The 26,312-nt window shown below is 73.2% G+C and carries 28 protein-coding genes and 1 pseudogene; 17 read left to right on the forward strand and 12 right to left on the reverse strand.

The annotated features are described in order from the left end of the window. Positions 1–18: 18 nt before the first annotated feature. Positions 19–1,239, reverse strand: coding sequence for a GNAT family N-acetyltransferase (locus AB0J42_RS30505; protein WP_364300470.1), 1,221 nt, complete (start codon positions 1,237–1,239; stop codon positions 19–21). 243 nt (positions 1,240–1,482) lie between these two features. Between AB0J42_RS30505 and AB0J42_RS30510 the strand changes: the two genes are divergently transcribed. Further along, positions 1,483–2,295, forward strand: a complete 813-nt coding sequence (locus tag AB0J42_RS30510) for an arylamine N-acetyltransferase (protein WP_364300472.1) — start codon at positions 1,483–1,485, stop codon at positions 2,293–2,295. Here AB0J42_RS30510 and AB0J42_RS30515 read toward each other — a convergent pair. After that, positions 2,267–3,787, reverse strand: a complete 1,521-nt coding sequence (locus tag AB0J42_RS30515; protein ID WP_364300474.1) for a benzoate-CoA ligase family protein — start codon at positions 3,785–3,787, stop codon at positions 2,267–2,269. The genes AB0J42_RS30510 and AB0J42_RS30515 overlap by 29 nt on opposite strands. 155 nt (positions 3,788–3,942) lie before the next feature. On the opposite strand from AB0J42_RS30515, the pseudogene paaA reads away from it, so the two are divergent. The 6 genes and pseudogenes from paaA to AB0J42_RS30545 all read left to right on the forward strand — a co-directional run. Next, positions 3,943–4,869 (forward strand): annotated as a pseudogene (gene paaA / locus AB0J42_RS30520) (1,2-phenylacetyl-CoA epoxidase subunit PaaA); the annotation flags it as partial. Positions 4,870–5,127: 258 nt separating this feature from the next. Continuing rightward, complete coding sequence (paaB, locus tag AB0J42_RS30525; protein WP_364300529.1) at positions 5,128–5,394, forward strand: 1,2-phenylacetyl-CoA epoxidase subunit PaaB; 267 nt, start codon at positions 5,128–5,130, stop codon at positions 5,392–5,394. Next, on the forward strand, positions 5,391–6,092 hold the full coding sequence (gene paaC / locus AB0J42_RS30530; RefSeq protein ID WP_364300476.1) for a 1,2-phenylacetyl-CoA epoxidase subunit PaaC: 702 nt from the start codon (positions 5,391–5,393) through the stop codon (positions 6,090–6,092). Before paaB ends, paaC begins: the two co-directional genes overlap by 4 nt. Continuing rightward, the gene (gene paaD, locus AB0J42_RS30535) at positions 6,089–6,550 is read left to right on the forward strand and encodes a 1,2-phenylacetyl-CoA epoxidase subunit PaaD (protein ID WP_364300478.1); all 462 of its coding nucleotides are present in this window, start codon (positions 6,089–6,091) and stop codon (positions 6,548–6,550) included. The genes paaC and paaD overlap by 4 nt, the downstream gene beginning before the upstream one ends. Then, the gene (locus tag AB0J42_RS30540; protein WP_364300480.1) at positions 6,550–7,806 is read left to right on the forward strand and encodes a 2Fe-2S iron-sulfur cluster-binding protein; all 1,257 of its coding nucleotides are present in this window, start codon (positions 6,550–6,552) and stop codon (positions 7,804–7,806) included. The genes paaD and AB0J42_RS30540 overlap by 1 nt, the downstream gene beginning before the upstream one ends. A gap of 16 nt (positions 7,807–7,822) precedes the next feature. Then, positions 7,823–9,955 carry a molybdopterin-dependent oxidoreductase gene (locus AB0J42_RS30545; RefSeq protein WP_364300482.1) on the forward strand — a complete coding sequence of 711 codons (2,133 nt, stop codon included), beginning with the start codon at positions 7,823–7,825 and terminating at the stop codon, positions 9,953–9,955. 51 nt (positions 9,956–10,006) lie between these two features. Here the strand turns inward: AB0J42_RS30545 and AB0J42_RS30550 are convergent, their stop codons facing one another. Further along, positions 10,007–10,789 (reverse strand): alpha/beta hydrolase, encoded by a 783-nt coding sequence (locus AB0J42_RS30550; protein ID WP_364300484.1) that lies wholly within the window; start codon positions 10,787–10,789, stop codon positions 10,007–10,009. Positions 10,790–11,028: 239 nt separating this feature from the next. On the opposite strand from AB0J42_RS30550, the gene AB0J42_RS30555 reads away from it, so the two are divergent. The 9 genes from AB0J42_RS30555 to AB0J42_RS30595 all read left to right on the forward strand — a co-directional run bounded on the left by AB0J42_RS30555 (position 11,029) and on the right by AB0J42_RS30595 (position 17,963). Continuing rightward, positions 11,029–11,433 (forward strand): SgcJ/EcaC family oxidoreductase, encoded by a 405-nt coding sequence (locus AB0J42_RS30555; protein ID WP_364300486.1) that lies wholly within the window; start codon positions 11,029–11,031, stop codon positions 11,431–11,433. A 144-nt stretch (positions 11,434–11,577) separates the two neighbouring features. Then, positions 11,578–12,171, forward strand: a complete 594-nt coding sequence (locus AB0J42_RS30560; RefSeq protein WP_364300488.1) for a DUF2306 domain-containing protein — start codon at positions 11,578–11,580, stop codon at positions 12,169–12,171. 9 nt (positions 12,172–12,180) lie between these two features. Beyond that, a complete protein-coding gene (locus tag AB0J42_RS30565) occupies positions 12,181–13,734 on the forward strand; it encodes a PQQ-binding-like beta-propeller repeat protein (RefSeq protein WP_364300490.1) in 1,554 nt (517 codons plus the stop codon). Beyond that, positions 13,734–14,996, forward strand: coding sequence for a hypothetical protein (locus AB0J42_RS30570; RefSeq protein ID WP_364300492.1), 1,263 nt, complete (start codon positions 13,734–13,736; stop codon positions 14,994–14,996). The genes AB0J42_RS30565 and AB0J42_RS30570 overlap by 1 nt, the downstream gene beginning before the upstream one ends. Next, on the forward strand, positions 14,993–15,262 hold the full coding sequence (locus tag AB0J42_RS30575; protein ID WP_364300494.1) for a hypothetical protein: 270 nt from the start codon (positions 14,993–14,995) through the stop codon (positions 15,260–15,262). The genes AB0J42_RS30570 and AB0J42_RS30575 overlap by 4 nt, the downstream gene beginning before the upstream one ends. Continuing rightward, the gene (locus AB0J42_RS30580) at positions 15,259–15,387 is read left to right on the forward strand and encodes a hypothetical protein (RefSeq protein WP_364300496.1); all 129 of its coding nucleotides are present in this window, start codon (positions 15,259–15,261) and stop codon (positions 15,385–15,387) included. The genes AB0J42_RS30575 and AB0J42_RS30580 overlap by 4 nt, the downstream gene beginning before the upstream one ends. Further along, positions 15,384–16,229 (forward strand): sugar phosphate isomerase/epimerase family protein, encoded by an 846-nt coding sequence (locus tag AB0J42_RS30585; RefSeq protein WP_364300498.1) that lies wholly within the window; start codon positions 15,384–15,386, stop codon positions 16,227–16,229. The genes AB0J42_RS30580 and AB0J42_RS30585 overlap by 4 nt, the downstream gene beginning before the upstream one ends. 145 nt (positions 16,230–16,374) lie before the next feature. Further along, positions 16,375–17,028 (forward strand): EboA domain-containing protein, encoded by a 654-nt coding sequence (locus AB0J42_RS30590; RefSeq protein ID WP_364300500.1) that lies wholly within the window; start codon positions 16,375–16,377, stop codon positions 17,026–17,028. Beyond that, the gene (locus tag AB0J42_RS30595) at positions 16,998–17,963 is read left to right on the forward strand and encodes a TatD family hydrolase (RefSeq protein ID WP_364300503.1); all 966 of its coding nucleotides are present in this window, start codon (positions 16,998–17,000) and stop codon (positions 17,961–17,963) included. Before AB0J42_RS30590 ends, AB0J42_RS30595 begins: the two co-directional genes overlap by 31 nt. Here the strand turns inward: AB0J42_RS30595 and AB0J42_RS30600 are convergent. Next, complete coding sequence (locus tag AB0J42_RS30600; RefSeq protein WP_364300505.1) at positions 17,944–18,240, reverse strand: DUF6506 family protein; 297 nt, start codon at positions 18,238–18,240, stop codon at positions 17,944–17,946. The genes AB0J42_RS30595 and AB0J42_RS30600 overlap by 20 nt on opposite strands. A 75-nt stretch (positions 18,241–18,315) precedes the next feature. Here AB0J42_RS30600 and AB0J42_RS30605 point away from each other — a divergent pair, with 75 nt between their 5' ends. Continuing rightward, positions 18,316–18,684: a RidA family protein gene (locus tag AB0J42_RS30605; protein WP_364300507.1), complete on the forward strand. Its 369-nt coding sequence runs from the start codon at positions 18,316–18,318 to the stop codon at positions 18,682–18,684. Here the strand turns inward: AB0J42_RS30605 and AB0J42_RS30610 are convergent. The 8 genes from AB0J42_RS30610 to AB0J42_RS30645 form a co-directional block, all read right to left on the reverse strand. Then, a complete protein-coding gene (locus tag AB0J42_RS30610; RefSeq protein WP_364300509.1) occupies positions 18,636–19,493 on the reverse strand; it encodes an S-methyl-5'-thioadenosine phosphorylase in 858 nt (285 codons plus the stop codon). The two genes, AB0J42_RS30605 and AB0J42_RS30610, sit on opposite strands and share 49 nt — an antisense overlap. 1 nt (position 19,494) lies before the next feature. Beyond that, positions 19,495–20,688 (reverse strand): pyridoxal phosphate-dependent aminotransferase, encoded by a 1,194-nt coding sequence (locus tag AB0J42_RS30615; protein WP_364300511.1) that lies wholly within the window; start codon positions 20,686–20,688, stop codon positions 19,495–19,497. Beyond that, positions 20,678–21,385, reverse strand: coding sequence for an acireductone synthase (mtnC, locus tag AB0J42_RS30620; RefSeq protein ID WP_364300513.1), 708 nt, complete (start codon positions 21,383–21,385; stop codon positions 20,678–20,680). Before mtnC ends, AB0J42_RS30615 begins: the two co-directional genes overlap by 11 nt. Further along, positions 21,382–21,948, reverse strand: coding sequence for a cupin domain-containing protein (locus tag AB0J42_RS30625; protein ID WP_364300515.1), 567 nt, complete (start codon positions 21,946–21,948; stop codon positions 21,382–21,384). The genes mtnC and AB0J42_RS30625 overlap by 4 nt, the downstream gene beginning before the upstream one ends. Before the next feature lie 9 nt (positions 21,949–21,957). Next, entirely contained in the window at positions 21,958–22,590 is a 633-nt protein-coding gene (gene mtnB / locus AB0J42_RS30630; RefSeq protein WP_364300517.1) for a methylthioribulose 1-phosphate dehydratase, read from the reverse strand. Between the two features lie 56 nt (positions 22,591–22,646). Then, complete coding sequence (mtnA, locus tag AB0J42_RS30635) at positions 22,647–23,636, reverse strand: S-methyl-5-thioribose-1-phosphate isomerase (RefSeq protein WP_364300519.1); 990 nt, start codon at positions 23,634–23,636, stop codon at positions 22,647–22,649. Further along, positions 23,627–24,937 carry a phosphoribosylamine--glycine ligase gene (gene purD / locus AB0J42_RS30640; RefSeq protein WP_364300521.1) on the reverse strand — a complete coding sequence of 437 codons (1,311 nt, stop codon included), beginning with the start codon at positions 24,935–24,937 and terminating at the stop codon, positions 23,627–23,629. Before purD ends, mtnA begins: the two co-directional genes overlap by 10 nt. Positions 24,938–25,007: 70 nt before the next feature. Further along, positions 25,008–26,225, reverse strand: coding sequence for an MFS transporter (locus AB0J42_RS30645; RefSeq protein WP_364300523.1), 1,218 nt, complete (start codon positions 26,223–26,225; stop codon positions 25,008–25,010). Positions 26,226–26,312: the final 87 nt, after the last annotated feature.

Consider the following 26,312-nt stretch of genomic DNA (forward strand, 5'->3'; position numbering starts at 1 on the left):
GGTGGTTGGAGGGGTGGGTTAGAAGATTTCGAAGGCGGAGGCGGGCTGGGGCCAGGTGAAGGCGGTGGTCGCCGCGGCGAGGGAACCCGGGGTGCGTTCGGTAACGAGGCCGGCGGCGGCCAGGGAGGTCATGGAGGCGCCGCCGAGGTAGGCGGCACTGAGCGCGCGGATGTCGCAGACGAGGTCGGGCACCGCCGTGGTGGAGTCGCAGGAGGCGGCCTCGGGCGAGCCGGTCAGCCGCCACCGGCCGGTGTTCTCGGGCAGCACCGCGTCGGCCACCTCGATCACCAGGTCGACGGGGGCGGCGTAGCGCCGTTCGGCCAGGGCCTTGGGGACGTTGAGGACGCGGGCCCAGAGCCCGTCGCTCACCCGCGCGGCCATCCTGCGCGGCTCCCCCACCCAGTAGAACAGCGGCTCGTCCACGGCGCACGACCAGATCCGCGTGGTCCTGGTCAGGTCGACGGTGGTCAGGAAGCGCCACAGGTCGGTGTACGCGGCGGTGGTCGTGGCGACCAGTTCCTCGACTCGTACCTCCCCGGCGGGGCCGCTGTCGGTCCACTCGCCGGTGGCCCGCCACAGCGCGTAGCCGTCGACGCCGTCCGGGCCCTCGTGGATGAGCGCGCGCAGGGCCGTGGCGCCGCCCCGCATGTGCGGCGGGTCGGCGAGCAGGCGGTCCCAGTGCTTGGCGGCCCGCTCCGACCAGCCGGGGCGCTGGGTGTACACCTCGTCGTACGTCTTGACCAGCACGTCCCGCAGCTCCGCCGGGGTGCCGTCGGTCAGCGCGCCGTCGCCGCCCGCGACGGGCACGACGACCTCGCGGGTGTCGATCGCCAGCCCGACCCTGCGGACGGCCAGGGCGTAGCCGTACCGCTGGTAGATGCGTCCCTCGCTGGCCCAGCAGACGCTGACGGCCTCGCCCAGCGCGCGGGCGTCGGCCATGTGACGGTGCAGGAGCCTGGTGAGGACGCCCTGGCGGCGGGCGGTGGACGACACCGCGCCCCGGCCGCTGTGGGCCGCCGCGACGACACCGCCGGGGATGGCCAGCCGGCGGGTGACGGCGCCGATGGTGCCCACGATCCGGCCGTCGCGCCGGGCGACCAGCGTCCGGTCCGGCTCGAACAGCTGCCGGTCGGCGGCCGAACCCGCCGGGTCGACGTCGAAATTGAGGGCGGCGGAGAACATCTCGTGGATCTCGTCCCAGTTGTCCGCGGTCGCCGTTCCCAGGGTGATCTCGCTCATACCGGCCTCCGACTTCGTACGGGCCCGTCCATCGTCGCCGCCGGGGCAGGAGAGCGCTTCTCCCGCCTTGCGGTGATCCTCCAGGCAGGCAGAAACCGCACGATCTTCGTACGGGCCGTCCACAGTCACCGCCGAGGCAGGAACCGTACGAGGCCCGTCCATCGAGGCAGGAGGGCGCTTCTCCCGCGGGACCGCACGATGGAGGATGCGCGGGGTGCGGGGCGCTGCGGAGCCTGGGGAGCTGTGACGACGACTCAGCTGGCTGACGCGACCGTGGACGCGTACCTCGAACGGATCGGCGCGGCACGGCCGGCCAGGCCGACCGTCGAGGCGCTGTTCGAGCTGCAGGAACGGCACGTCATGACGGTGCCGTACGAGACCCTCGACTTCCACCTGAGACGGCCGCAGCCGATCGGCGCGCCGGCGATCGAGAAGATCGTCGGGAGGCGGCGCGGCGGCACCTGTTACGAGCTGAACGGCTCGCTGTCCGCGCTGCTGGCCGCCCTGGGTTTCGAGGTGGACGTGCTCGGGGCGCGGGTCAACGACGGCGGCGAGTGGGGCGCGGTGCTGGGTCATATGCTGCTGCGGGTGGTCGCGGCGGACTCGCCGGAGCGGTGGCTGGTCGACGTGGGTTACGGCCGGGGGCCGCGCCTGCCGCTGCGGTTCGGCGAGCGGGGGCCGCAGCAGGACCCGCACGGCGTCTTTCAAGTGAGGCCCGCCCCGCTCGGCGACCTGGACGTGCTGCGGGACGGGAAGCTGCAGTACCGGGTGGAGACAAGGCCGCGCACCGTGGGCGACTTCGAGCACGTGTGGTGGTGGTACCGCAACGACCTCACCTCGCCGATGAACGCCAACCTGTACTGCACGCTGCCGACGGCGGGCGGCCGGGTGACGCTGTCCGGTGACACGCTCACGCTGCGCGAGAACGGGTCCCGTACGACGGTGGTGTTCGACGGGGACGAGGAGCTGCGCGAGGCGTACCGCACCTGGTTCGGGGTGGAGCTGGACGAGTTGCCCCGCTCCCCCGTCAGTGACGGCGCAGGGCGAGCCGGTTGAGCTTGCCGGACGCGGTCTCCGGCAGCTCCTCGACGAAGACGACGTCCCTGGGGCACTTGTGCGGCGCGAGCCGGGACCGGACGAACTCCTTGACCTGCGCCGCCGTCAGCTCGCCGCCGGCCACCACGAAGGCGCGGGGCAGCGTCAGCCCCTGCTCCTCGTAGCCGACCACAGCGCACTCCACCACGAGCGGATGCGCGCGAAGGCAGTTCTCGACCTCGGCGGGGGCGACCCAACGGCCGCCCACCCTGAGCATGTCATCGGCCCGGCCCTTGTAGTAGTAGTAACCCTCGGCGTCCCGGGTGAACAGGTCCCCCGAGCGGACGGTGTGCTCGGCCACGAACACCTCGGCCGACTTCTCCGGCGCCTGCCAGTAGCCGAGCGCGGCCGTCTCGCCGGTGATCTGCAGCCGGCCCACCTCGCCGTCGGGCACCGGCTCGCCGTGCGCGTCGACCACCCGCACGTCGTAGCCGGGCACCACCTGGCCGAGGCTGCCCATCCGGACCTTGCCGGGCCGGTTGCAGACGTAGCCGTGGAACATCTCGGAGGAGCCGATCCCGTCGATGACCTCGACCCCGAAGGTCGCCAGCCACTTGCGGTGCAGCTCCAGCGGCAGCGCCTCGCCCGCGGAGATGCACACCCGGATCGAGCTCAGGTCCTGCGCGGCGGCCTCCGGGTGGGCGACCATGGCGCTCATCATGGTCGGCACGTTGACCAGGATCGTCGGCCGGTGCTCGGCGATCAGCCGGAACATGGTGTCCGCGGTGCTGCGCTCGGCGAACACGATCCCCTTCGCGCCCGCCCCGAACGTGAACAGCGCCGTCATGTTGTTGGCGTAGCCGAAGAACAGCTTGGGCACGGGCAGCACCACGTCGTCCGGCCGCAGGTCCAGCACGCCCCTGGCGAACCAGTCGAAGGCCAGGGGCGCGCTGCGGGCGGCCAGCACGCACGCCTTGGGCGCGCCGGTGCTGCCCGTGGTGAAGCGCCACATCGCCACGTCGTCCGGGCCGGTGGGCGCGGGGTCCAGCGTGCCGGGCTGCTCGGCGATCAGCGTCTCGAAGTGGTGCTCGCCCTCCCGCAGGTCCTCGGGGCGGGCGCCGACGACCAGCAGACCGGTCACCCCGGCCGCGCGCAGCGGGCCCAGCGTGCGGGTGTCGGCCACGACGATCGCGGGCTCGGCGTAGCCGGCGAAGTACCGGTAGTCCTTGGGCTGCAGGTAGGTGTAGACCTCGGCGGTGACGGCGCCGATCTTCTGCGCCCCGTACCAGATCGCGACGGACTCCACGCCGTCGGCGAGCGCCAGCAGGACCCGGTCGCCGCGCCGCACGCCCAGCCGGGACAGCAGGTTCCCGGCCCGGTTGGCCAGCGTCTTCAGCTCCCCGTAGGTCACCGGGCCCGAGCCGGTGATCAGCGCGGTCCGCGCGTCGTCGTTGCGGTCCAGGAAGTGGGCCGCGATGTTGAACTCCCGCGGCAGGTCGGCGTAACGCAGCATGCCCAGGTCTCCTTCGAGTGTGGAGCGCGCAGCAATCGACGCTGTCACACCGGGCGACTCCGGCCATCTCCGATATTGCGTGACTTTCCGCAATTCGTGAGATGCGGCGGCGCGGGCCGCCGAGCAGGCTGGGGCGCGAGGAGGTCACCGTGGAGCTGTCCATCACGGACGAGGCCGGGCCGGCCGCGTTCGAGGCGCTGATCGCGGCCGACGCCAAGATCGAGCCACGAGACTGGATGCCCGAGCCGTACCGCCGGAACCTGATCCGGCAGATTGCCCAGCACGCCCACTCCGAGATCATGGGCATGCAGCCGGAAGCGCACTGGATCACCCGGGCGCCGAGTCTCCAGCGCAAAGCCGTCCTCATCGCCAAGGTGCAGGACGAGGCCGGGCACGGGCTCTACCTGTACGCGACGGCCGAGACGCTGGGCGTGAGCCGCGAATCCCTCCTGGACGCGCTGCACGCCGGGCGGCAGAAGTACCTGTCGTTCATCAACTACCCGGTCCTGACATGGGCGGACGTGGGGGCGCTGGCCTGGCTGACGGACGGCGCCGCCGTGGTGAACCAGGTCTCGCTCTGCCGCACCTCGTACGCGCCCTACGCGCGGGCGCTGGTACGGATCTGCCGGGAGGAGTCGTTCCACCACCGCCAGGGGTTCGACCTGCTGTACGCGTTGTCGCGCGGCACACCGGCGCAGCGGCGGATGCTGCAGGCGGCGGTGGACCGGTGGTGGTACCCGGCGCTGGCCATGTTCGGGCCGCCGGACCACCTGTCGGTGCACTCCGAACGGTCGCTGGCCTGGCGCATCAAGCGGGCCGGGAACGACGAGCTGCGGCAGCGGTTCGTCGACATGTGCGTCCCGCAGGCCGAGGCGCTCGGCGTCACCCTGCCCGATCCGGCGCTGCGCTGGAACCCGGAGCGGGGCTGCCACGACTTCACCCCGCCCGACTACGACGAACTGAAGCGGGTGGTGGCCGGGGACGGGCCGTGCAACCGTGAGCGGCTGGCCCACCGGCGCCGCGTCCACGAGGAAGGCGCCTGGGTCCGCGAGGCCGCCGCCGCCCACGCCGCCAAACAAGCAGCCCGCCGTACGCCCCAGGCCGACGCGCGCGCGAACGGTGCTTTCACCGGGCACCCCGCCGGGAGTTCCGATGGGCACCCAGCCAATACCGCACCCGGGAACGTCGGCAAGCGGGCGGACCAGACGGACGGTGGGGGCGCGGCCACGGGCGAGTGGGCGGACGACAGGGGCGTGACCGTGACTTCCGAGGGGCACGCCGCTGAGACCGCGGTCGAACGTACCTCCGAGAACGGCGGCGAGGGTGCGGGCGGGTGGCCGTTGTGGGAGGTGTTCGTGCGGGCGCGGCGGGGGGTCAACCACGTGCACGCGGGGAGTCTGCACGCCGCCGACGCCGAGATGGCATTGCGTAACGCGCGTGACCTGTATACGCGCCGGGGTGAGGGCGTGTCCGTGTGGGTGGTGCGGTCGGACGGGGTCGCGGCCTCCAGCCCGGATGAGAAGGACGTGCTGTTCGACCCGGGCAACGACAAGCCGTACCGGCATCCGTCGTTCTTCGAGGTGCCCGAGGGGGTCGGCAACCTGTGACGTCCACCGGGTTCGAACAGGCGCTGGCACTCGGCGACGACGCGCTCATCGCCGCCCAGCGGATGGCCGAATGGTGCGCCCGCGCCCCCGAGATCGAGGAGGACGTGGCGCTGGCCAACATCGCGCTGGACCTGCTCGGCCAGGCCAGGGCGCTGCTGTCGTACGCGGGCGAGCTGGAGGGGCTGGGCCGGGGCGAGGACGAGCTGGCCTACCTGCGGGACGAGCACGAGTTCCGCAACGTCCAGCTGGTGGAGCTGCCCAACGGGGACTTCGCCGTCACGATGGCCAAGCTGCTGTTCTTCGCGGTCCACCAGCAGGTGCTCTACGCCGAGCTGGCCGGCGGGGACGGACCGCTGGCCGCGATCGCCGCCAAGGCGGTCAAGGAGACGGCCTACCACGCGAGCCACGCCACCCTGTGGACGGTGCGGCTCGGCGACGGCACCGCCGAGTCCCACCGCAGGATGCAGCAGGCGATCGAGCACGTCTGGCCGTACACGCACGAGCTGTTCGAGGGCTCCGACCGGCGCGGCGCCTGGCTGGCCCGGGTCGAGCCGGTGCTCGCCGACGCGACACTGACCCGGCCGCAGGACGGCTGGGCGCCGACCGGGGGCCGCCGCGGCGTGCACACCGAGGCGTTCGGGCCGCTGCTCGCGGAGATGCAGTACGTGCACCGCGCGCATCCGGGAGCCCGCTGGTGAACGAGCGGGTGAGGGCGGCCGTCGCCGCGGTACGGGATCCGGAGCTGACCGTGCTGACCATCGAGGAGCTGGGGGTGCTCCGGGAGGTGGCGGTGGACGGCGACCGGGTGGTCGTCACGGTCACGCCCACCTACCTGGGCTGCCCCGCGATGGCGACGATCAAGGCGGACATCGTGGCCGCCGCCAGGGCCGCGGGCGGGCGCGAGGTCGAGGTCGTCGTCTCGCACAGCCCGCCGTGGACCACGGACTGGCTCGGCGAGGCGGCGCGGGCCAAGCTCGCCGCCGCTGGGACGGCACCGCCGAGGCGCGGGCCCGTCCTGGTGGCGCTGTCGGTGCGGTGTCCCCGCTGCGGGTCTCCGGACACGTCGGAGCTGTCGCGGGCCGGGTCCACGGCGTGCCTGTCGCTCTGGCGCTGCGCCGGTTGCGGCCAACCGTTCGACCACATGAAGGACCACTGATGAGCGTCACCGCGTCCCGGGCCAGGCTGCGTTTTCACCCGCTGACCGTGGCCGGGGTGCGGCCTGTCGCGGCCGATGGCAGTGCGGTGGCCGTCACCTTCGAGGTGCCAGGAGAGCTGCGGGAGGAGTTCGCGTTCCGGGCGGGTCAGCATGTGACCGTGCGGGCCGTGGCGGGCGGGCGGGAGGTGCGGCGCGCGTACTCGATCTGCTCCACCCCGGCGGAGCTGTCGGACGAGGGAACGCTGATGATCGGGGTGCGGCGGGTGCCGGGGGGCGCGTTCTCCACGCACGCCTGCGGCGGTCTGCGCGCGGGCGACCGGCTGGAGTTGCTGCCGCCGGTCGGTGCGTTCAGCGCCGTTTTCGACCCGGCGCAGGGGCGGAGCTACGGCGCGGTGGCGGGCGGCTCCGGCATCACGCCGGTGCTGTCGCTGCTGCGTACGGGGCTGGCTACCGAGCCGCGCAGCGTCTTCACCGTCGTGTACGCCAACCGGGGGGCGGACTCGATGATGTTCGGCGAGGAGCTGGCCGACCTCAAGAACCGTTACCTGGACCGGTTCCGGCTGGTGCACGTGTTCTCCCGCGAGGAGCCGCACCAGGGGCTGGCAGGCGGGCGGTTGGACGCGGCCCGGCTGGGGCGGCTCCTCGCCGGATTCCCGGCCTGCGCCGAATGGTTCGCCTGCGGCCCGCCCGGCCTGGTGACCGCCGCCCGCACCGCCCTGACCGCCCGCGGCGTCGACGCCGTCCACACCGAACTCTTCCGCCCCGAGCCCACGGCGGACACCCCGACCGGGCTCGCCCGTACCGAGTCCGACCACACCGCGGACCTCCGTAGCGGGGACGCCCGGTCCGGCCGCACCGCGGACCTCCGTAGCGGGGACACCCGGTCCGGCCGCACCGCAGACCCCCGTAGCGGCGACGCCCGTACTGGATCCGGCCGCATCGCGGACCCCAGGGACGTGCCCCTCCAGGACGCAGGAGGGCCGCGGCTGGAGGTGGTCATGGACGGGCGGACCAGCGCCGTGGCTGTCGGGGATGGGGAGACGTTGCTTCAGGCGGCGCTGCCTGTCCGGCCGGAGCTGCCGTACTCGTGCGAGAACGGGGTCTGCGGCACCTGCCGGGCCCTGCTCGTCGCCGGCGGGGCGCGGATGACGGGCGCCTGGGCCCTGAGTGAGGACGAGCGGGCGGCCGGATATGTGCTGACCTGTCGCGCCACCCCCGTCACCGACCATGTGCGCGTCGACTTCGACGCCCTCTGAAACAACGGGAGCGAGCATGCCCACCGCACTTCGGACCTGTCCCATCTGTGACGCCGTCTGCGGGCTCCGCCTGGAGCTGGACGGCGATCGGCGCGTCTCGTCGGTGCGGGGCGACCCCGACGACCCGTTCTCGCGCGGTTATGTCTGCCCGAAGGGGGCCAGTCTGGGGCAGCTCGACGCGGACCCGGACCGGCTGCGGACGCCGATGATCCGTAAGGACGGCTCGTGGCTGAGCGCCACGTGGGAGGAGGCGTTCGAGGCGGTCGACCGCGGTCTCAAGGGGGTGATCGAGCGGCACGGCAGGGACGCGGTGGCCGTGTACTTCGGCAACCCGACATTTCACACGATGGCCGGATTCATGTACCGGATGCCGCTCACCCAGTCCCTCGGCACCCGCAACGTCTACTCCGCCAGCACCATCGACCAGATGCCCAAGCACGTCGCCTGCGGCCACCTGTTCGGCGACCCCTTCGCCATCGCCGTGCCCGACCTGGACCGCACCTCCTACCTGCTGGTCCTGGGCGCGAACCCGGTCGAGTCGCACGGCTCGCTCTGCGCCGCCCCCGACTTCCCCGGCCGGCTCCGGGCGCTGCGCGAGCGCGGCGGCAAGCTCGTCGTCGTGGACCCCCGCAGGACCCGGACCGCCGCCGTCGCCGACGAGCACCTGTTCATCAGGCCGGGCACCGACGCGCTGCTGCTGCTCGGCATCGTGCACACGCTGCTCGCCGAGGAGCTGACCGCTGACGGCCTGGAGGTCGCCGGGCTGGACGAGCTGCGCGAGCACGTGGCCGGGTTCTCCCCGCAGACCGTCTCACCCGCCTGCGGGGTGCCGGCGGGCGACATCGCCCGGCTGGCCCGCGAGCTGGCCGCCGCGCCCGCCGCCGCCGTCTACTCACGGGTCGGCACCTGTACGGCCGAGTTCGGCACACTGGCGAACTGGCTGGTCGACGTGGTCAACGTCCTGACCGGGAACTACGACCGGCCCGGCGGCGTCATGATCCCCACCCCGGCGATCCTGGAGATCTTCCGCAGCGGGCAGCCGTTCGTCTCCGGGCAGTGGCGCAGCCGGGTCCGCGGGCTGCCGGAGGTGCTGGGCGAGCTGCCGGTCAGCATCCTCGCCGACGAGATCGAGACGCCGGGCGAGGGCCAGGTCAGGGCGCTGGTGACGGTGGCGGGCAACCTCGCGCTGTCCGCGCCGAACGGGCCCCGCCTGGAGCGGGCGCTGCCCGGCCTGGACTTCATGGTCAGTATCGACCCGTACTTGAACGAGACCACGCGGCACGCGGACGTCATCCTGCCGCCTCCCCGCATCCTGCAGAGCCCGCACTACGACTTCCTGCTGCTGACCGTGGCGGTGCGCGACTACACCCGGTTCTCCCCGGCCGTGCACCCGCTGGATCCGGGGCAGCTCTCGGAGGCGGAGATCCTGGCCAGGCTCACGCTGATCGCCGCCGGGCAGGGGCCGGACGCCGATCCGGCGGCGCTCGACGAGGCGATCCTCGGGCAGGTCCTCGGTGACCGGGCGGCCGAGCTGCGGCCCGGGCTGACCGGCGACAGCGGGCCGGAGCTGATGCTCGACGCCCTGCTCAAGCTCGGCCCGTACGAGTTGTCGCTGGAGAAGCTGCGTGCCCACCCGCACGGGCTCGACCTGGGCCCGCTGCGCCCGCGGCTGAAGGAGCTGATCCGCACGCCCTCCGGGCGGGTGGAGCTGGCGCCGCCCGCGATCCTCGCCGACCTGGCCCGGCTGCGCGCCCGGCAGGCGGCGCCGGACGGGAAGCTGACGCTGATCGGGCGGCGGCAGCTGCGCTCCAACAACAGCTGGCTGCACAACGTGCCGGCGCTGGCCGGCGGGAGCAACCGCTGCACGCTGCACATCCACCCCGACGACGCGGCCCGGCTCGGGCTCGGCGACGAGGCGATCGTCCGGTCGGCCGCGGGCGAGCTGGTCGTGCCGCTGGAGCGGACCGACGCCATCATGCCGGGCGTCGTCAGCCTGCCGCACGGCTGGGGCCACGCGGGCACCCCGCAGCGGGTCGCCGCCCGTCATCCCGGCGTCAACGCCAACACGCTGACCGACGACGCGGTGGTGGACGAGCTGTCCGGCAACGCCGTGTTCAACGGCGTCCCGGTCGAGCTGAGCGCCCCCTGACACGTAACAGGCCCCGGGCTGATCGCCCGGGGCCTGTTACGTGCGGGTCGCTCAGGAGGCGAGGAACTCGTCCACCGCCGGCGCGAGCACCGCGTGGTCCACCTCGTGGGTCTGGCCCGCCAGCACGCCCAGCTTCCCGCCGGGCACGGTCTCGCTGACGGCCTTGGCGGCCACGCCCATCCACGGCGCGCTGTCGCCCCCGGTCAGCACGAGCGTGGGCACCGTGATGTCCTTCAGCTCCGCGGGCATCTTGTTGCCCGGCCCCATGACCGCGATCTCGTACGAGAGCGTGTGGGCCACGCGCTCCACCTCGGGCCAGTACGGCGCGCCGCGCATCTCGGCGGCCATCTCGTCGGGGATGTCGGCGGCGGCCGTCATGAACAGCACGGCCGCGTCACCCCTGCGGTCCTCGGCCACCAGGCCGGAGAGCTGCTGCTCGAAGTCGTCGGGGAGCGGGGGGCGGGCGTCGCCCACGTGGTAGGGCGGCTCCCACAGGACCAGCTTCGTGATGGACAGGCCGCGGGCCGCCGCCCGCAGGGCCAGGCCGGCGCCCGAGGAGCCGCCGACCACGGCGGCCGAGCCGCCGGCCTCCTTGATGATCGCCTCGAGGTCCTCGACCTCGCGGTCCACCGAGTACGGCGGGGTGTCGCCGCTCTCGCCGCGGCCGCGCCGGTCGTAGTTGTACACCGTGTACTTCGACTTCAGGATCTCGGCCAGGCCCGCCCAGGTGGGATGGGTGCGATCCGTGAAAGCGCCCTGGACGAGAACGACCGCGGGTCCGCTGCCCAACCGATCGAAGGCGATGGTGGTGCCGTCCGACGACGTCGTGTTCATCTGAATGTCTCTCTGTGTGGGCTGGTGACGGTTCTGGCCGCCCAAGCGACCTGACGGCGCAGTTTGTGAAAAGAGTCTTCCCCCACAGCCCGTCTCTGCCTACTCCCAGAATGCTTTTCTTCCGGGTTCGCAGAGAGCATTCCGCGAGATGCGCGGCGCGGCGGCGCGGATCAGTGTGGGGTGCGATGGCGCTCGAGCCCTGGCCGACCCCCTGTCCCCGGTAAGTGAGGTACGAGCTCATGTCCCCTGTCTCCACTGTCGACGACGTCGCCGCCGTCCGCGAGGTGCCCCAGCGCATCGTCGCCGCCTGGGCGGGCAACGACGCCGACGCCTTCGCGGAAGTCTTCGCCGAGGACGGCACCATGGTGCTGCCCGGCGTGTTCGTGAGCGGCCGCGAGCAGATCCGCGCTTTCATGACCGCCGCCTACTCCGGTCCCTACCAGGGGACCCGCGTCACCGGCGAGCCCGTCTCCGCCCGGTTCGTCACCCCGGACGTCGCCATCCTGGTCACCCAGGGCGGCGTGCTGGCGCCCGGCGAGACCGAGCCCGCACCGGAGCGGGCCGTCCGCGCCACCTGGGTGGCCGTCAAGCAGGACGGCACCTGGCTCCTGACCGCCTACCAGAACTCGCCGCTCGGCGGCTGACGGGCTCCCCGATCGACTCGGCACCGCGAAGGACCGACCATGTCTCAAACCGAAATCCCTACCAAAGCGCCCGTAGCCGCGCGTATTGAGACTCGGCAGGGGCCGAGCTGGTGGCGCCGGCCCTGGATCATCCCCCTGGCCCTCGTGGTCGCCGGGTTCCTCGTCTTCCAGCTCACGCCCTTCGCCCGTGCCGGGCTCGACGAGTCGCTGGCCCCGATCCCGCCGCACGACGGCTTCCCGATGTACTACCCCCTGCTCTGGGCGCACATGATCTTCGGGACCGCCGCGATGGTGACCGTGGTCCTGCAGGTCTGGCCCGCCATGCGGATCCGCCGCCCCGCCGTGCACCGGTGGAGCGGCCGGATCTACGTGGTGTCGGCGCTGGTGAGCGGCGTGATCGGGCTCGTCCTCGTGCGGTTCGCGCCGCCCGTCGGCCAGATCGGCGTGGTCTCGGCCACGGTGCTCTGGATCGCCACCACGGCCGCCGGGTACGTGCTGGTGCGGCGCGGGCGCTACGCCCTGCACCGGCGGTTCATGCTCTACAGCTTCGCGCTCGTCATGAACAACGTGTGGGGCGTCATCATCGTCAACGTCGGCCTGATCAACCAGGTCGACATCCTCTACCTGATCGAGGCGGCCCGCTGGCTCGGCTGGGTCGGCAACCTGATGCTGGTGCAGTGGTGGCTCTACCACACCTCCGGCCGCCGGCTCCACCTGCCCTCCCGCGCCAGGCGCTGAGGGGTCCCGATGCGACGCCCGTACCACCGGCCCGCGCTCGCCGCGGCCGCCGCGTTCCTCGTCCTGCTCTCCGGCCGGCCCGCCGCCGCCCCGGCGGTCACCCCCGGCCCCGCGCCGTCCGCCGCGCCCGGCTGGAGCGAGCCGAACGGCGACAAGGCCGCCACCCGCTGGGTGAACGGCCCGATCAACTCCCGCACCGTCTCCCGCCTCGGCGTCGCCTGGCGGGTCCCCATCAAGGCACGCACCGACCTGTGGCCCGGCGGCCACGCCGCCACCCCCGTGGTGTCCGGAGGCGTCGTCTACACCCAGGACCTCGACTCCAACGTGTACGCGATCGACCTGCGCACCGGCGCCGTCCGCTGGACCAAGACCTACGACCACCGCAGCGTCGGCCCGAACGGCGTCGCCGTCGCCTACGGCAAGGTGTTCGGCGCGACCGGCTCGCACGCCTTCGCGCTGGACGCCGCGACCGGCCGCGAGCTGTGGCGCAAGAAACTCGTCCAGAACGACTTCGAAGGCATCGACATGGCGCCCGGCGTGGACCGCGGCACCGTCTACGTCTCGACCGTGCCGGGCAACGCCGGCCACTTCCTCGCCGGCGAGGGCCAGGGCGTGCTGTGGGCGCTCGACGCGCGCACCGGCGAGGCCAAATGGACCTTCGACACCGTACCTAAGGACCTGTGGGGCAGGCCGGACCTCAACGCCGGCGGCGGCCTGTGGTACCCGCCCAGCTTCGACCGCCGAGGCGACCTCTACGTCTCGGTGGCCAACCCCGGCCCCTTCATCGGCACCACCGAGTTCCCCTGGGGGTCGAGCCGCCCGGGCGCGAACCTCTACTCGAACTCGCTGGTCAAGCTCGACCGCCGCACCGGCCGGGTCATCTGGCACAACCAGGTGCTGCCGCACGACATCTACGACTGGGACTTCCAGAACTCTCCTGTCCTGACCCGCGCCGGGCACCGCGAGGTCGTGCTCGGCTCCGGCAAGATGGGCATCGTCTACCAGTTCGACCGGGCCACCGGCAGGCTGCTGTGGAAGCGGCCGGTCGGCAAACACAACGGCCACGACGACGACAACCTGCTCGCGCTGCGCGGGGAGTACGACAAGCTGCCCGCGTTCCCGTACACCACCTATCCGGGCGTGCTCGGCGGCGTGATCTCGCCGATCGCGGCCGACGCCACCCAGGCGTACGCGGCCGCCAACAACGTCGGGGCGACCTGGCAGACGCAGGAGCCGCCGCCCGTCGTCTCGCCCGACGAGGCGGGCGGCGAGCTGACCGCCATCGACCTGGTCACCGGAGAGGTCGCCTGGACGCACCCGCTCGACCAGTCGCCGTACGGCGGCGCGACCGTGGTCAACGACCTGGTGTTCACCACGACCTTCGACGGGACCGTGCACGCGGTGAACACCCGCACCGGCCGGCTCGTCTGGCAGGCTCAGCTTCCCTCCCCCACCAACTCGCCGATCGCCGTCCACGGGCAGTACCTGATCGCGGTCGGCTCCTGGCCGCAGGCGCCCGGGCAGCGGGCGGAGATCGTGGCCTACCGCCTCGGGAGGCCGTGATGACCGCCACGACCGAACTGCCCGCCCCCGCCCTGCTCTGCGACGGGCTGCGCTTCCCGACCGGCGTCGCCGCCGACGACGCGGGGCGGCTGTACGTGGCCGAGTCGGGCCTGCCCTTCGCCGGGTCGCCGCCCGGCGGGCGCGTCTGGCGGCTCGACGGCGGCACGCGCACCCTGCTCGCCGCGGACCTGGCCGCCCCCGTCACCGGCCTGAGCTGGCACGACGGGCGGCTGTACGTCTCCGAGGGAGGCCGCGGGCGGATCCTCGCCATCGAACCGGACGGCACCCGCACCACCCTCGTCGACGGGCTCCCCGGCCCCGGCAACTACCACACCAACACCCCGGTCGTCGGCCCCGACCGCAAGCTGTACTTCGGCCAGGGCGCCATGTCGAACCTCGGCGTGATCGGGCTGGACGCCTACGAGCTGGGCTGGCTGCGCCGGCTGCCGCACGCCCACGACGTGCCCGGCCTGGACATCGTCCTCGCCGGCGCCGACGCCGTCACCCCCGACCCGCTGTCCGACGTGCCCGGCGCGCGGGCGCGGACCGGCGCGTTCGTGCCCTTCGGCACGCCCACCGAGGCGGGGCAGAGAATCTCCGCCGCCGTGCCCTGCACCGCCGCGGTGATGCGGTGCGACCTCGACGGCGGCGGCCTGGAAGTCGTCGCCTGGGGGCTGCGCAACGCCTTCGGCCTGGGCTTCCTGCCCGACGGCCGGCTGCTGGCGCTGGACCAGGGCGCCGACGACCGGGGCAGCAGGCCCATCGGCAACGCGCCCGACCTGCTGTTCGAGGTACGACCGGGCCGCTGGTACGGATGGCCGGACTTCGTGGGCGGCGAGCCGGTGACCTCGCCGCGGTTCCGGCCGGAGCGCGGGCCGCAGCCGACATTCGTGCTGGCCCGCCACGACGAACTGCCGCCTCCCGAGCGTCCCCTGCTCGCCTTCGAGCCGCACGTGGCGGCCACCAAGTTCGCCGTCGCCCCGTCCGGGACGCTCGTGGTCGCGCTGTTCGGCGACGAGGCGCCCATGTGCCTGCCCGCCGGCGGGCCGCCGGTCGGCCGTCACCTGCTGGAAGTCGACCCGTACGACTGGACCGCGCGCCGCCTCGACCTGGGCGTGCCGCTGCACCGGCCGATCGACGTCGCCTTCGTGGACGGCGACCTGTACGTGCTCGACTTCGGGCACTTCGAGATGTCCGACGAGGGCGTCCAGGCCACCGCGGGCACCGGACGCCTCTGGCGGTTCGGAGGGAACGGGCGATGACCGGCAAGACGGGCGTGTGGCTGGTGGGCGGGCGCGGCTCCGTCGCCACCACCGCGACGCTGGGGGCGGCGGCCGTGCGCGGCGGGCTGGCCGCGCCCCTCGTCCTCGACCTGGCCCGGTTCGCCACGCGGGCGCACGAGGCCGGTGAGCTCGGGGCGCTGGGGGCGCTCGGGTTCTACTTCAAGGACCCGGTGGGCACCGACGAGCACCGCCTGGCCGCCCAGTACGACCTGCTGCGCACCTGGGCTACCCGGTGGGGCACATGACCTCGCCGGAGCTGCCCACCCTGGTCTCCACCGCGCCCCTCTCCAAGCCGCGGCGATCGGCGGCGGTGGGGTGTGCCGCGTTGCCGGTGGTCAGGTGGCTGTCGAGGAAGGTGGGGGCGACGTGAGGTTCGGGTACGGGACGAACGGGTTCGACGGGCACCGGCTGGAGGACGCGGTCACCGTCCTGGCGGGGCTGGGGTACGACGGGCTGGCGTTGACGCTCGATCACGCGCATCTCGATCCGTTCGCGCCCGGGCTGGCCCGCCGTACCGCGCGTCTCGCAGATCGGCTGGGCAGCTTGGGGCTGGCGGTGGTGGTGGAGACCGGCGCCCGGTATCTGCTGGATCCGTTCCGCAAGCATGAGCCGACTCTGCTGACCGAACGCCGGGATCTGCGGGTCTCGTTCCTGCGCACCGCCGTGGATGTGGCCGCCGATCTGGGGGCGGAGGCGGTGTCGTTCTGGAGCGGGACGGTGCCGGCCGGGCTGCCGGAGGCTGTGGCATGGGATCGGCTGGTGGCGGGCTGTGCGGAGGTGACCGAGTACGCCGCGCGGCGCGGGGTGCCGCTGGGGTTCGAGCCTGAGCCCGGGATGCTGGTGGACACCCTCGGCGGGTACGAGCGGCTGCGGGCGCGGCTCGGCGGGCCCGCCGGGTTCGGGCTGACGCTCGACCTCGGGCACTGCCGCTGCGTGGAGCCGGAGCCGGTGCCCGACTGCGTGCGTCGGGCCGCCCCGTGGCTGGTGCACGTGCAGATCGACGACATGCGGCGCGGCGTGCACGAACATCTCCCGCTCGGCGACGGGGAGATCGACTTCCCGCCGGTGCTGGCCGCGCTGGCGGAGGTCGGCTACGGCGGCCTGGTCTCCGTGGAGCTGCCCCGGCACAGTCACGCCGCCCCCGAACTGGCGCGGCGCTCCCTGGATTTCTTACGCGCCGCGGCGCCCGCCCGGGAGGAGCTGTTCGCGTGAACCAAACGACATCACGGGCGGAGCTGGTCGCGTGAGCAGCTCACCTGACGAAGACCGCACCGTACGAGACCACGAGCGGAGCTGGTCGCGTGAGTGCCCCACCTGACGAAGACCGCACCGTACGAGACCACGAGCGGAGCTGAACATGGACGCCGACACCATTCGCGGGGCGCTGGCCGGGCGGCTCAGCGCCGAGGGGGCGCACTGGCTGGACGAGACGTGCCGCGAGGTCGCAGACGAGCCGGCGGTGCTGGCGGCGGCCTTTCCCGCGGCGGGGCGGCGGTGCGGGCGCGGTCCGCTCGACGCGGCCGGCCCCGAGCTGGCGGGCTGGACCGTCGACGACGCCGCCCGCACGATGCTGCTGCTCGCGCTCACCTGGCTGGACGTCGTCGGGGAGACGACCCGGATGTACTACGGGGGCGACCCGGCGGAGAAGCGGGCGGTGCTGCGGGCGCTGCCGGTGCTCGACGTCGGCGAGCACGGGGTGCCGCTGGTGCTCGACGCGCTGCGCAGCAACGACACCCGGCTGGTGGCCGCCGCGATGGGGCCCTACGCGGCCGACCGGCTCGACCTGGAGTCCTGGCGGCGGGGGGTGCTGAAGTGCGTCTACTGCGGGGTGCCGCTCGCGAACGTGGCCGACCTGCACGCCAAGGCGGACGATCGGCTGGGCCGGATGCTCGCCGACTTCGCCGCCGAACGCCGCGCCGCCGGGCGTTCCGTACCGGCGGATGTACGGCTCGTCCTCGACCGGCTCGACCAGGAGACGCGATGCGCATCTTCGACCCGCATATCCACATGAGCTCGCGCACCACGCGCGACTACCAGGAGATGTACGAGGCCGGGGTGCGGGCGGTGGTGGAGCCGGCGTTCTGGCTCGGCCAGCCGCGCAGCGGTCTCGGGTCGTTCGTGGACTACTTCGACTCGCTGGTCGGCTGGGAGCCGTTCCGGGCGGCGCGGTTCGGGGTGCGGCACCACTGCGCGGTGGCGCTCAACCCCAAGGAGGCCAACGATCCGCGCTGCGCCGGGGTGGTCGATCTGCTGCCGCGCTATCTGGCCAAGGACACGGTGGTGGCGGTGGGCGAGGTCGGCTACGACTTCATGACCAAGGAGGAGGACGACGCGTTCGCCCGGCAGCTGGAGCTGGCCATCGAGTTCGACCTGCCGGTGCTGGTGCACACGCCGCACCGGGACAAGGCGGCGGGCACCCGGCGGAGCCTGCACGTGGTGCGCGAGTCGGGCATCGCGCCGGAGCGGGTGATCGTGGACCATCTGAACGAGCTGACCGTGCGCATGGTGCTGGAGGCGGGCTGCTGGGCGGGTTTCTCCATCTATCCCGACACGAAGATGGACGAGACGCGCATGGTGCGGATCCTTCAGGAGTACGGTCTGGTCCGCGTGCTGGTGAACTCGGCCGCCGACTGGGGGGACAGCGACCCGCTGAAGACCCGCCGGACCGGTGAGGCGATGCTCGCCGCCGGGTTCTCGGCCGACGACGTCGACCAGGTGCTGTGGCGTAACCCGGTGGCCTGCTACGGCCAGAGCGGGCGCCTGGAACTGGAGGAGGTCCCGGCGGCCCCGGACGCGACCTTCGCCGGCGACTCGGTGCTGCGCGGCCCCCGGGGGGTGAGCCGACGCGGTTCCGGCACCGGGACGGCTCGCTCGTCCACCTCGTGCAGACCTGCCCGGCGGCCCGCGGCGGGCCGCCGGGCGCCGGTTACGCGAACAGCGCGGTGAGCGGGTCGATCGACTCGGCGCCGTAGGCGACCGCGCCCACCGGCACGGTGCCCCCTGTCGCCTCGATGACCTTGGCGGCCCAGACAGGGCCGAAGGCGCCGCACAGCTCGATGAGCTGGACGCCGTCCTCGACCAGCCGCCGCGCCACTTCGACGGCCTCTTCGGGTTTTTCGACGGCCACCAGGGAGGTCCGGCGGGTGCCGGTGTCCACCACGTGCGTGCGCTCCCCGGGGCCTGCGGGGGCGGTGTAGATGAATGCCCAGTGCGTGAGTGCCACGAGCCACCTCGTTTCCTTTTATCGGAGAAATTCATATATCTGGCCGGAGGCTGTTTTGCGCGTATTATGGGGCTTATGCAGCTGACCATGTTAGACACGCAGCCCCGCAGTTACAGCATGGCCGTATCGGCCACCGGAGCGTCCCGGCTCCTGTTCATCAACGCGCAGGTGCCACTGGACGAGAAAGAGCAGGTCCCGGAGGGTTTCGAGAGCCAGTGCAGGCTCGCCTGGCGCAATCTCGAAGCCGTTCTCGAATCGGCCGGAATGACGGTCGGAAACCTGGTCAAGATAAACATTTTCCTGGCCGACAGAAATGACCGCGAGACCAACGCGCGCATTCGCCATGAAATGCTCGGCGACCACGCTCCCGCGCAGACCATCATCGTCACCGGAATCTACGACGAGGAATGGCTGGTGGCGATCGACGGCATCGCCGCCGCCTGATCGAGCCCCGGCACGTCCAGCGGCAGGTCGATGCCGTCGAGGGCCCGGGTGCACAGGCAGTCGCGGTGCCGGGGCAGGCGCCCGACGGTCGCGAGCACCAGGGCCCGCAGGCGGGCGAGGTTCCGGTGGAAGATCTGGAAGACCTCGTCCTGCCGCACCCCCGAGCCCACCCCGAGCCCCGCGTCCAGGTCGGTCACCAGCGCGACGGGGACGTAGCACATGGCCAGCTCGCGGGCCAGCACCGCCTCCGGGTGCCCGGTCATGTTGACCAGCGACCAGCCCTGCGCCGCGTACCACTGCGACTCGGCCCGGCTGGAGAAGCGCGGCCCCTCGATCACCACCATCGTGCCGCCGTCGACGCAGTCCTGCCCGGTCGCCGCCGCCGCCTCCAGCACCGTCTCGCGCCCGGCCGGGCAGTACGGGTCGGCGAACGGCACGTGCACGGCCGAGACGTCGTAGTACGTCTGGACGCGCCCGCTGGTCCGGTCCACGAGCTGGTCGGGCACCACGACGACGCCCGGCCCCAGCTCCTGGCGGAACGAGCCGACCGCGCAGGGCGCCAGGATCTGGCGGACGCCGATCGAGCGCAGCGCCCACAGGTTGGCCCGGTAGTTGATGCGGTGCGGCGGATACCGGTGGTCGCGCCCGTGCCGGGGCAGGAACGCGACGCGCCGGCCGGCGATCTCCGCCACCGTGAGCGGGTCCGACGGCTCGCCGTACGGGGTGGTGAGCGCGACCTCCCGGGCGTTCTCGGCCAGCGAGTAGAAGCCGCTGCCGCCGATGACCCCGATCTCCGCGATGTCGTCCATGTCAGCCTTTCCTCGTCGCCAGGGTGGCCGCGGCGAAGCCGGCCAGGCGGCCCGCGGCGTCCTCCAGGAGTTCTTCTCGCTTGCAGAACGCCAGCCGGACCAGCGAGCGCCCGGCGTGCTCGCGGTCGTAGAACGCGACGCTCGGGATGGCCACCACCCCCGCCTGCTCGGCCAGGTCGGCGCAGAGGCGCTCCCCGTCCGGGTAGCCGAGCGACCGGGAGTCCAGCTGGAGGAAGTACGTCCCCTCGCACGCGTACGTCGTCACCCCGGCCGCCGCCAGCCGGTCCACCAGCAGGTCACGGCGGCGGGCCAGGCCCGACCGCAGCTCGGCCAGCCACGCGTGCCGGTCAGGCAGCACCGCCGCGACGGCCGCCTGGAACGGGGTGCCGCCGGCGAAGGTGAGGAACTGCTTGGCCGTGCGCACCGCGGTGACCAGCGGTTCGGGGCCGCACGCCCAGCCGACCTTCCAGCCGGTGACGTTGAAGCTCTTGCCCGCCGACGAGATCACCAGGGTCCGTTCGCGCATGCCGGGCAGCGCGGCCAGCGTCTCGTGCCGGGCGCCGTCGTAGGTGAGGTGCTCGTACACCTCGTCGGTGACGGCGATCAGGTCGTGCTCGCGGCAGAGCGCCGCGAGCAGGTGCAGCTCCTCGCGGGTGAACACCTTGCCGGTGGGGTTGTGCGGGCTGTTGAGGAGCAGCAGCCGGGTGCGGGGCGAGATCGCCGCGCGCAGCTCGTCCGGGTCGAACCCGAACCGGCCGCCGTCGGGCCGCAGCAGCACCGGCACCCGCCGCCCGCCCGCCATCGCGACGCAGGCCGCGTACGAGTCGTAGTACGGCTCGAACACGACGACCTCGTCACCCGGCTCGCAGAGCGCGATGAGTGCGGCGGCCAGCGCTTCCGTGGCCCCGGTGGTGATCACGACCTCGCTGCCGGGATCGTACGGGGTGCCCTGGTCGACCAGGCGCTGACCGGCGACGGCGGCGCGCAGCTCGGGCAGGCCGGGGCAGGGCGGGTACTGGTTGGCGCCGGACAGGATCGCCTCCCGGGCGGCGGCGAGCAGGAACGCGGGCCCGTCCTCCGTGGGGAACCCCTGCCCCAGGTTGATCGCGCCGGTCCGCTCGGCCAGCCGCGTCATCTCGGCGAAGATCGTGGAGCCGAACCCGCGCAGGCGGCCGGCCAGCAGGTCAGACGGCATGGGACACCTCCCCGGGCAACAGGTCGAGCCGGTCGAACCTGGTGACGGCGCGGTGGTCCCCGGTGTCCGGCGAGCCGTCCTCCGGCCTGCTCACGCCGACCGTGCGCAGACCGGCGGCGCGGGCCGCGTCCAGCTCCTCGCGGGCGTCGGACAGGAAGACCAGCTCGGCCGGGCGCAGGGCCAGCGCGCGGGCGATCCGCAGGTACGAGGCCGTGTCCCGTTTGGGCCCGGCCGCGGGGATGTCGAAGTGGCGGGACAGGAACGGCGCCAGGTCCCCCGCCTGGGTGTGGCCGAACCAGGCGCGCTGGGCCGCCACCGAGCCCGAGGAGTAGACGTGCACCGCCAGCCCGGCACCGGTCCAGGCGCGCAGCGCGGGCGGCACGTCGTCGTAGACGTGCGCGGTCAGCTCCCCGGCGGCGAACCCGGCCTGCCAGATCATCCCCTGCAGCTCCTTGAGCGGCGCCGCCTTGACGTCCCGGTCGGTCCAGTCGCGCAGCACGTCGCCGGCCTCGGCGGCGGGCCGCCCGCTCGCGGCGGCCACCGCGGCCGCCAGCTCCGCGACTCCGGGCCGCCCGGAGCGCAGCCAGCCGTCGATCCGTTCGCGCGCGTACGGGAACAGGACGTCGCGGACGTGACTGATCGCGCTGGTCGTCCCCTCGACGTCCAGCAGCACCGCGCGGATCGCCGGGCCGGTCATGGGGCGGGCGCCAGGAGCTCGTCCAGGTACGGGATCGTCGAGGCGATCGGGTCGCCGGTGAAGTCGCCCACCCAGCCGTCCTCCTCCTGGAAGAAGCGGATGGCGCAGAACTCGGGCCGGGTCCCCATGTCGAACCAGTGGCGGGTGCCGGCGGGCACCGACAGCAGGTCTCCGCGCTCGCACACCACCGCGTAGACCCGGTCGTCCAGGTGCAGGTAGAAGCAGCCCCGGCCGTCGACGAAGAAGCGCACCTCGTCCTCGTCGTGCCGGTGCTCGCTGAGGAACTTCTCGCGGGCGGCGCGGGCCAGCTCCGGCCAGGCCGGGTCGGTGTCGTCGGGCCGCATCCGGACCACGTCGACCAGCCGGAAGCCGCCGGTCTCGCTGATGCGGGCCACCTCGCCGGCGTACGCGGCGAGCACGTCGTCGCCGGGCGCCGCCTCGCGGGTCTCCCAGCGTTCGAAGTGGACGCCGTGCGGGGCCAGCTCCCGCGCGATGGCGTCGGCGTCCGTGGTCCGCAGGAGGACCTGCGCGTCCGCGGCGGACATGATCTGCAGGACTGTCATGGCGACTCCTCAGGAATGGGGCGGGGTCAGCAGCTGGAGGCGGCAGAGGGCTTCCAGGCACTCCAGGTGGTTGCGGGCGGCCTCCAGCGTCGGCCCCCAGGCGGTCGCGCCGTGGTGCTCGATGAGGAACACCGGCGGGGTGCCGGGCGGCGCGTCCGCGTAGTGCGCGGCCACCTCGTCGGCGATCCGCGGCACGTCCGGCCAGTTGCGGAAGACCGGCACGTCGGCCTGGGCGGGGTCGGCCAGGCCGAACCCCTTGATGATCTCGAAGCCGGAGAAGTGGACGACGTCCGTGCCGGACCGGGCCGCGACCGCCGAGACCGCGGTCGCGTAGGGGCAGTGCGCGTGCACGACCGCGCCGGCGCCGGGGAAGACCCGGTAGAGCGCGGCGTGGATGGAGGTCTCGGCGGACGGCCGGCGCCCGCCGGGCGTGACCGGGCCGCCGGACGCGGTCTCCACCTCCACCATGTCGTCCGGGCTCAGCTCGCCCTTGCTGAGCCCGCTGGCGGTGATCAGCGCGCGGTCGTGGTCCAGCCGGACGGAGATGTTGCCGGCGGTGCCGTCCATCCAGCCCCGCAGGTACAGGGCCTTGGCCAGGGTGGCGAGCGCCTCGCCGGTCCCCGCCGCGGTGAGAGTGGTCATCGTGCCTCCATCGGTGTTCGCCTGCCTCGGCGGAGGGAAGCGGGACGCCGCCTCCTTCAGGTGGTCATGACGGTGTTCTCGGTGACGATGGCGGTGATCAGCTCGCGCGGCGTCACGTCGAAGGCCGGGTTGTAGACGCGGGTCCCGGCGGGGGCCACGGCCCGGTCCGCGTAGCCGGTGACCTCGTCGGCGGCGCGTTCCTCGATGACGATGTCGCGGCCGTCGGCGATGGCCGGGTCGAGCGTCGACTCGGGCGCCACCACGACGAACGGGACGCCGTGCCGGGCGGCGGCGACGGCCAGCGCGTAGGTGCCGATCTTGTTGGCCGTGTCGCCGTTGGCCGCTATCCGGTCGGCGCCGACGAGCACGCAGTCCACCAGGCCCGCCGCGATGGCCGCGGGCCCGGCCGAGTCCACGCAGAGCCGGTGCGGGATGCCGGCCTCGGCCAGCTCCCAGGCGGTCAGCCGGGCGCCCTGCAGCAGCGGCCGGGTCTCCCCGGCGAGCACCTCGGCGACGTGGCCCGCGGCGGCCAGCTCCCTGATCGCGCCGAGCGCGGTGCCCCAGGCCACGGTGGCCAGGCGGCCGGTGTTGCAGTGGGTGAGCAGGCGCAGCGGGCGGCGCTCGCAGACGGCCAGCACGTAGCCGGCCGCGCGGGAGGCCGCGGCCCGGGTGGTTTCCTCGTCCTCCGTCAGCAGCGCCAGCGCCTCATCGAGGACCGCGTCCGCGCCCTCGGGCAGGCGGCGCAGCACCCGGTCCACGGCCCAGCGCAGGTTGACCGCGGTCGGCCGGGCGGCGGCGATCCGCTCCGCCTCCGCGCGGACCTGGCGCTCGTCCGGGGTCGCCAGCGCGGCCAGCGCCACGGCGAACGCGCCGGCCGCGCCGATGGCGGGCGCTCCCCTGACGGCCAGTGTCCTGATCGCGCCGATGACCTCGTCGACCGTCGTCAGCCGCATGAGCCGGTACTCGCCGGGCAGGGCGCGCTGGTCCACGGCCACCACGGCCCCGTCGTGCCAGTCGATGGAGCGTGTCCCCGTCGTCACTCCCATGGCATGACCTTGCCGATGTCGGTGCGGTAGCGGATGCCGGTGAACCCGATCTTCGCGATGCCCTCGTAGGCGTGGTCGATCGCCTGTTCCAGGGTGTCGCCCCGGCCGACCAGGTGCAGGACCTTGCCGCCGTCGGTGACGAGCGCGCCGTCGCCCATCACCCGCGCGCCGCCGTAGAAGACCTGGCAGCGCTCGGGGTCGAGGTCCGCGAGGCCGCGCACGGGGTGGCCGCGGCCGACGCTCCCGTACGGCCAGCCCGGGTGGACGCCGTCGGGCCCCTGGGTGGCGGCCACGTCGACGAAGTACTCGTCCGTCAGGGCGAGCGGCGGCAGCCGGTCCAGCCTGCGTTCCAGCACGGCCGCGCAGACCTCGGTGAAGTCGCTGGTGATGCGCGGGAACACGACCTCGGCCTCGGGGTCGCCCATCCGGGCGTTGATCTCGATGAGGTAGAGGCGGTCGCCGACGAGCATGCAGTCGGCGTACAGCACGCCGGTGTAGTCCATGCCCTCGGCCCGGACCGCCGCCAGCAGCGGTTCCAGCATCTGCCGCCGGAACCGGTCGACGACCTCGGGCGTCTCCTCCGGGTGCGGGCAGAACGCGCCCATGCCGCCGCACATCGGGCCCTCGTTGCCGTCCTCGGAGCGGGGGTAGTCGACGGCCATCGGCAGCATCACGTACTGCTCGCCCGAGACCAGGACGAAGAAGAGCTGCTCCTTGCCGACCAGCTTGTCCTCGATCACGACGCGGGCGCCGCCGGGGCCGAAGTCCCGGGCGACCATCAGCCGCTCGATCGCCTCCACCGCCTCGTCCACGGTCTCGCAGACGAACACGCCGTTGCCCTGGCAGGAGTAGTCGCACTTGACGACGACGGGGGCGCCGACCTCGCGGACGTGCTCGACGGCGGGCTCCGGCGCGTCGAACCACCGGTAGGCGGCGGTGGCGATGCCGTACTCGGCGCACAGGTCCTTGGTGAAGACCTTGCTGGACTCCAGCCGGGCGGCGGCCCGGTCGGGGCCGATCACGGCCAGCCCGGCGGCGCGGAAGGCGTCGACGTACCCGTTGGCCAGCGGCCGGGGATGGCCGACCAGGACCAGGTCGACGCCGAGCTCCAGCGCGTGGCGGACCATCGGGGCGGGGTCCGGATCGTACAGGTCGAGCCAGGGGGCGGAGACGATGCGGTCGTGCTCGATCGCCTCGCAGCCGGGGGCGTAGTGGACGACGACGTCCGGGTCGGTCCGGACGAACAGGTCGGCGAAGGCGTGGCCCCTGCCGGAGTTGTCGACGACGAGCACGCTGCGCATGGGCTCTCCTCCTCGGCCGGCCGTGCGGGTCACGGCCGGGGTCGCTGTGCGGGAGTCGGTCATCGCCGCCTCACTCCTCCCACCGGAGCATGGCGGGCAGGGCCAGCAGGGTGACGCAGAGCGAGAGCGCGCCTCCGAGGACCCAGGGGGCGACCAGGCCGAAGTGCTTGGCGACGAAGCCGCCGGCCAGCGCGCCCAGCGGCATGGCGCCGTAGCTGAACATCCGGCTGGCGCTGGTCACGCGGCCGAGCAGCGCGTCGGGGATGAGGCGCTGCCGGACCGACAGGGCCACCACGCTCCACAGCGAGATGGCCATCGAGAACGCGGCGAACAGCACGACCACGGTGACCGGGTCGCGGCCCACCGTCCCGATGGCCAGCCAGGCCAGGGGGCAGACGAACTGCGCGGCGATGGCCACCTGGCGGGCGCCGAACCGGGCGACGATCCGGCCGCTGAACACGCCGCCGATCACCCCGCCGATCGCCATCGTGGCCAGCAGCACGCCGAAGCCGCGGTCGTCGAGGTGCAGGACGTCGGCGGCGAAGAGCACCATGACGGAGAGCGCCATGTACTCGCAGAAGTTCGCGGCCCCGGCGCTGAGCGTCAGCACCCGAGGCAGCCGGTTCCGCATCAGCCAGCGCAGCCCCTCGCCGATCTCCGGGAGCAGCGCCCGCCGGGCCCGCGTCCGGGCGGGCGGCCCCACCGGCCGGATGCGGGAGATCAGCACCACCGAGACGGCGAAGGTCGCGGCGTTCAGCCAGAACGGCAGCGGCATCGCGAAGGCGAACAGCGCCGCGCCCAGGGGCGGCCCGGCGAACTGCTTGGACACCTGATGGGTGGTGATGATCCGGCCGTTGGCCTGCTCCAGGCGGTCGCGCCCCACCAGGGTCGGCACGAACGCCTGGCTGGCGCTGGTGAAGAGGATCTCGGCCGCACCCAGCCCGAACGCCAGCACGTACAGCATCCACAGCTGGGCCAGGTCGAACAGGACGACGGCGGCGACGGCGGCGACCAGCAGCGCCTGCGTCACCTGCGCCCACGTCATCAGCCACCGCCGGTCGTACCTGTCGACCATGACGCCGCCCACCAGCGACAGCAGCAGCCAGGGCGCGGTGACGGCGGCGGAGACGCCGGCGACGAGCTGCGGGTCGGTGGTGAGGGCCTTGGCCAGCAGCGGGATCGCGGCCAGCAGGACGCCGTCGCCGAGCGTGGCGATCAGGCTGGCCGACCAGAGGTAGTGGAACTGGCCGGGCAGCTTCCCGGTCCGCTCGACCGGCGGCGCGGTCACTAGGGCACCCTCTTTCTCGCAGGCACCACTACGGTGCTTGGTGAAGGGACTCGGCGGGAGCCGGGGTGACGGTCTAGTCCGGTCGCC

Source organism: Nonomuraea sp. NPDC049649 (assembly GCF_040675175.1).
Classification (GTDB): Bacteria; Actinomycetota; Actinomycetes; order Streptosporangiales; family Streptosporangiaceae; genus Nonomuraea.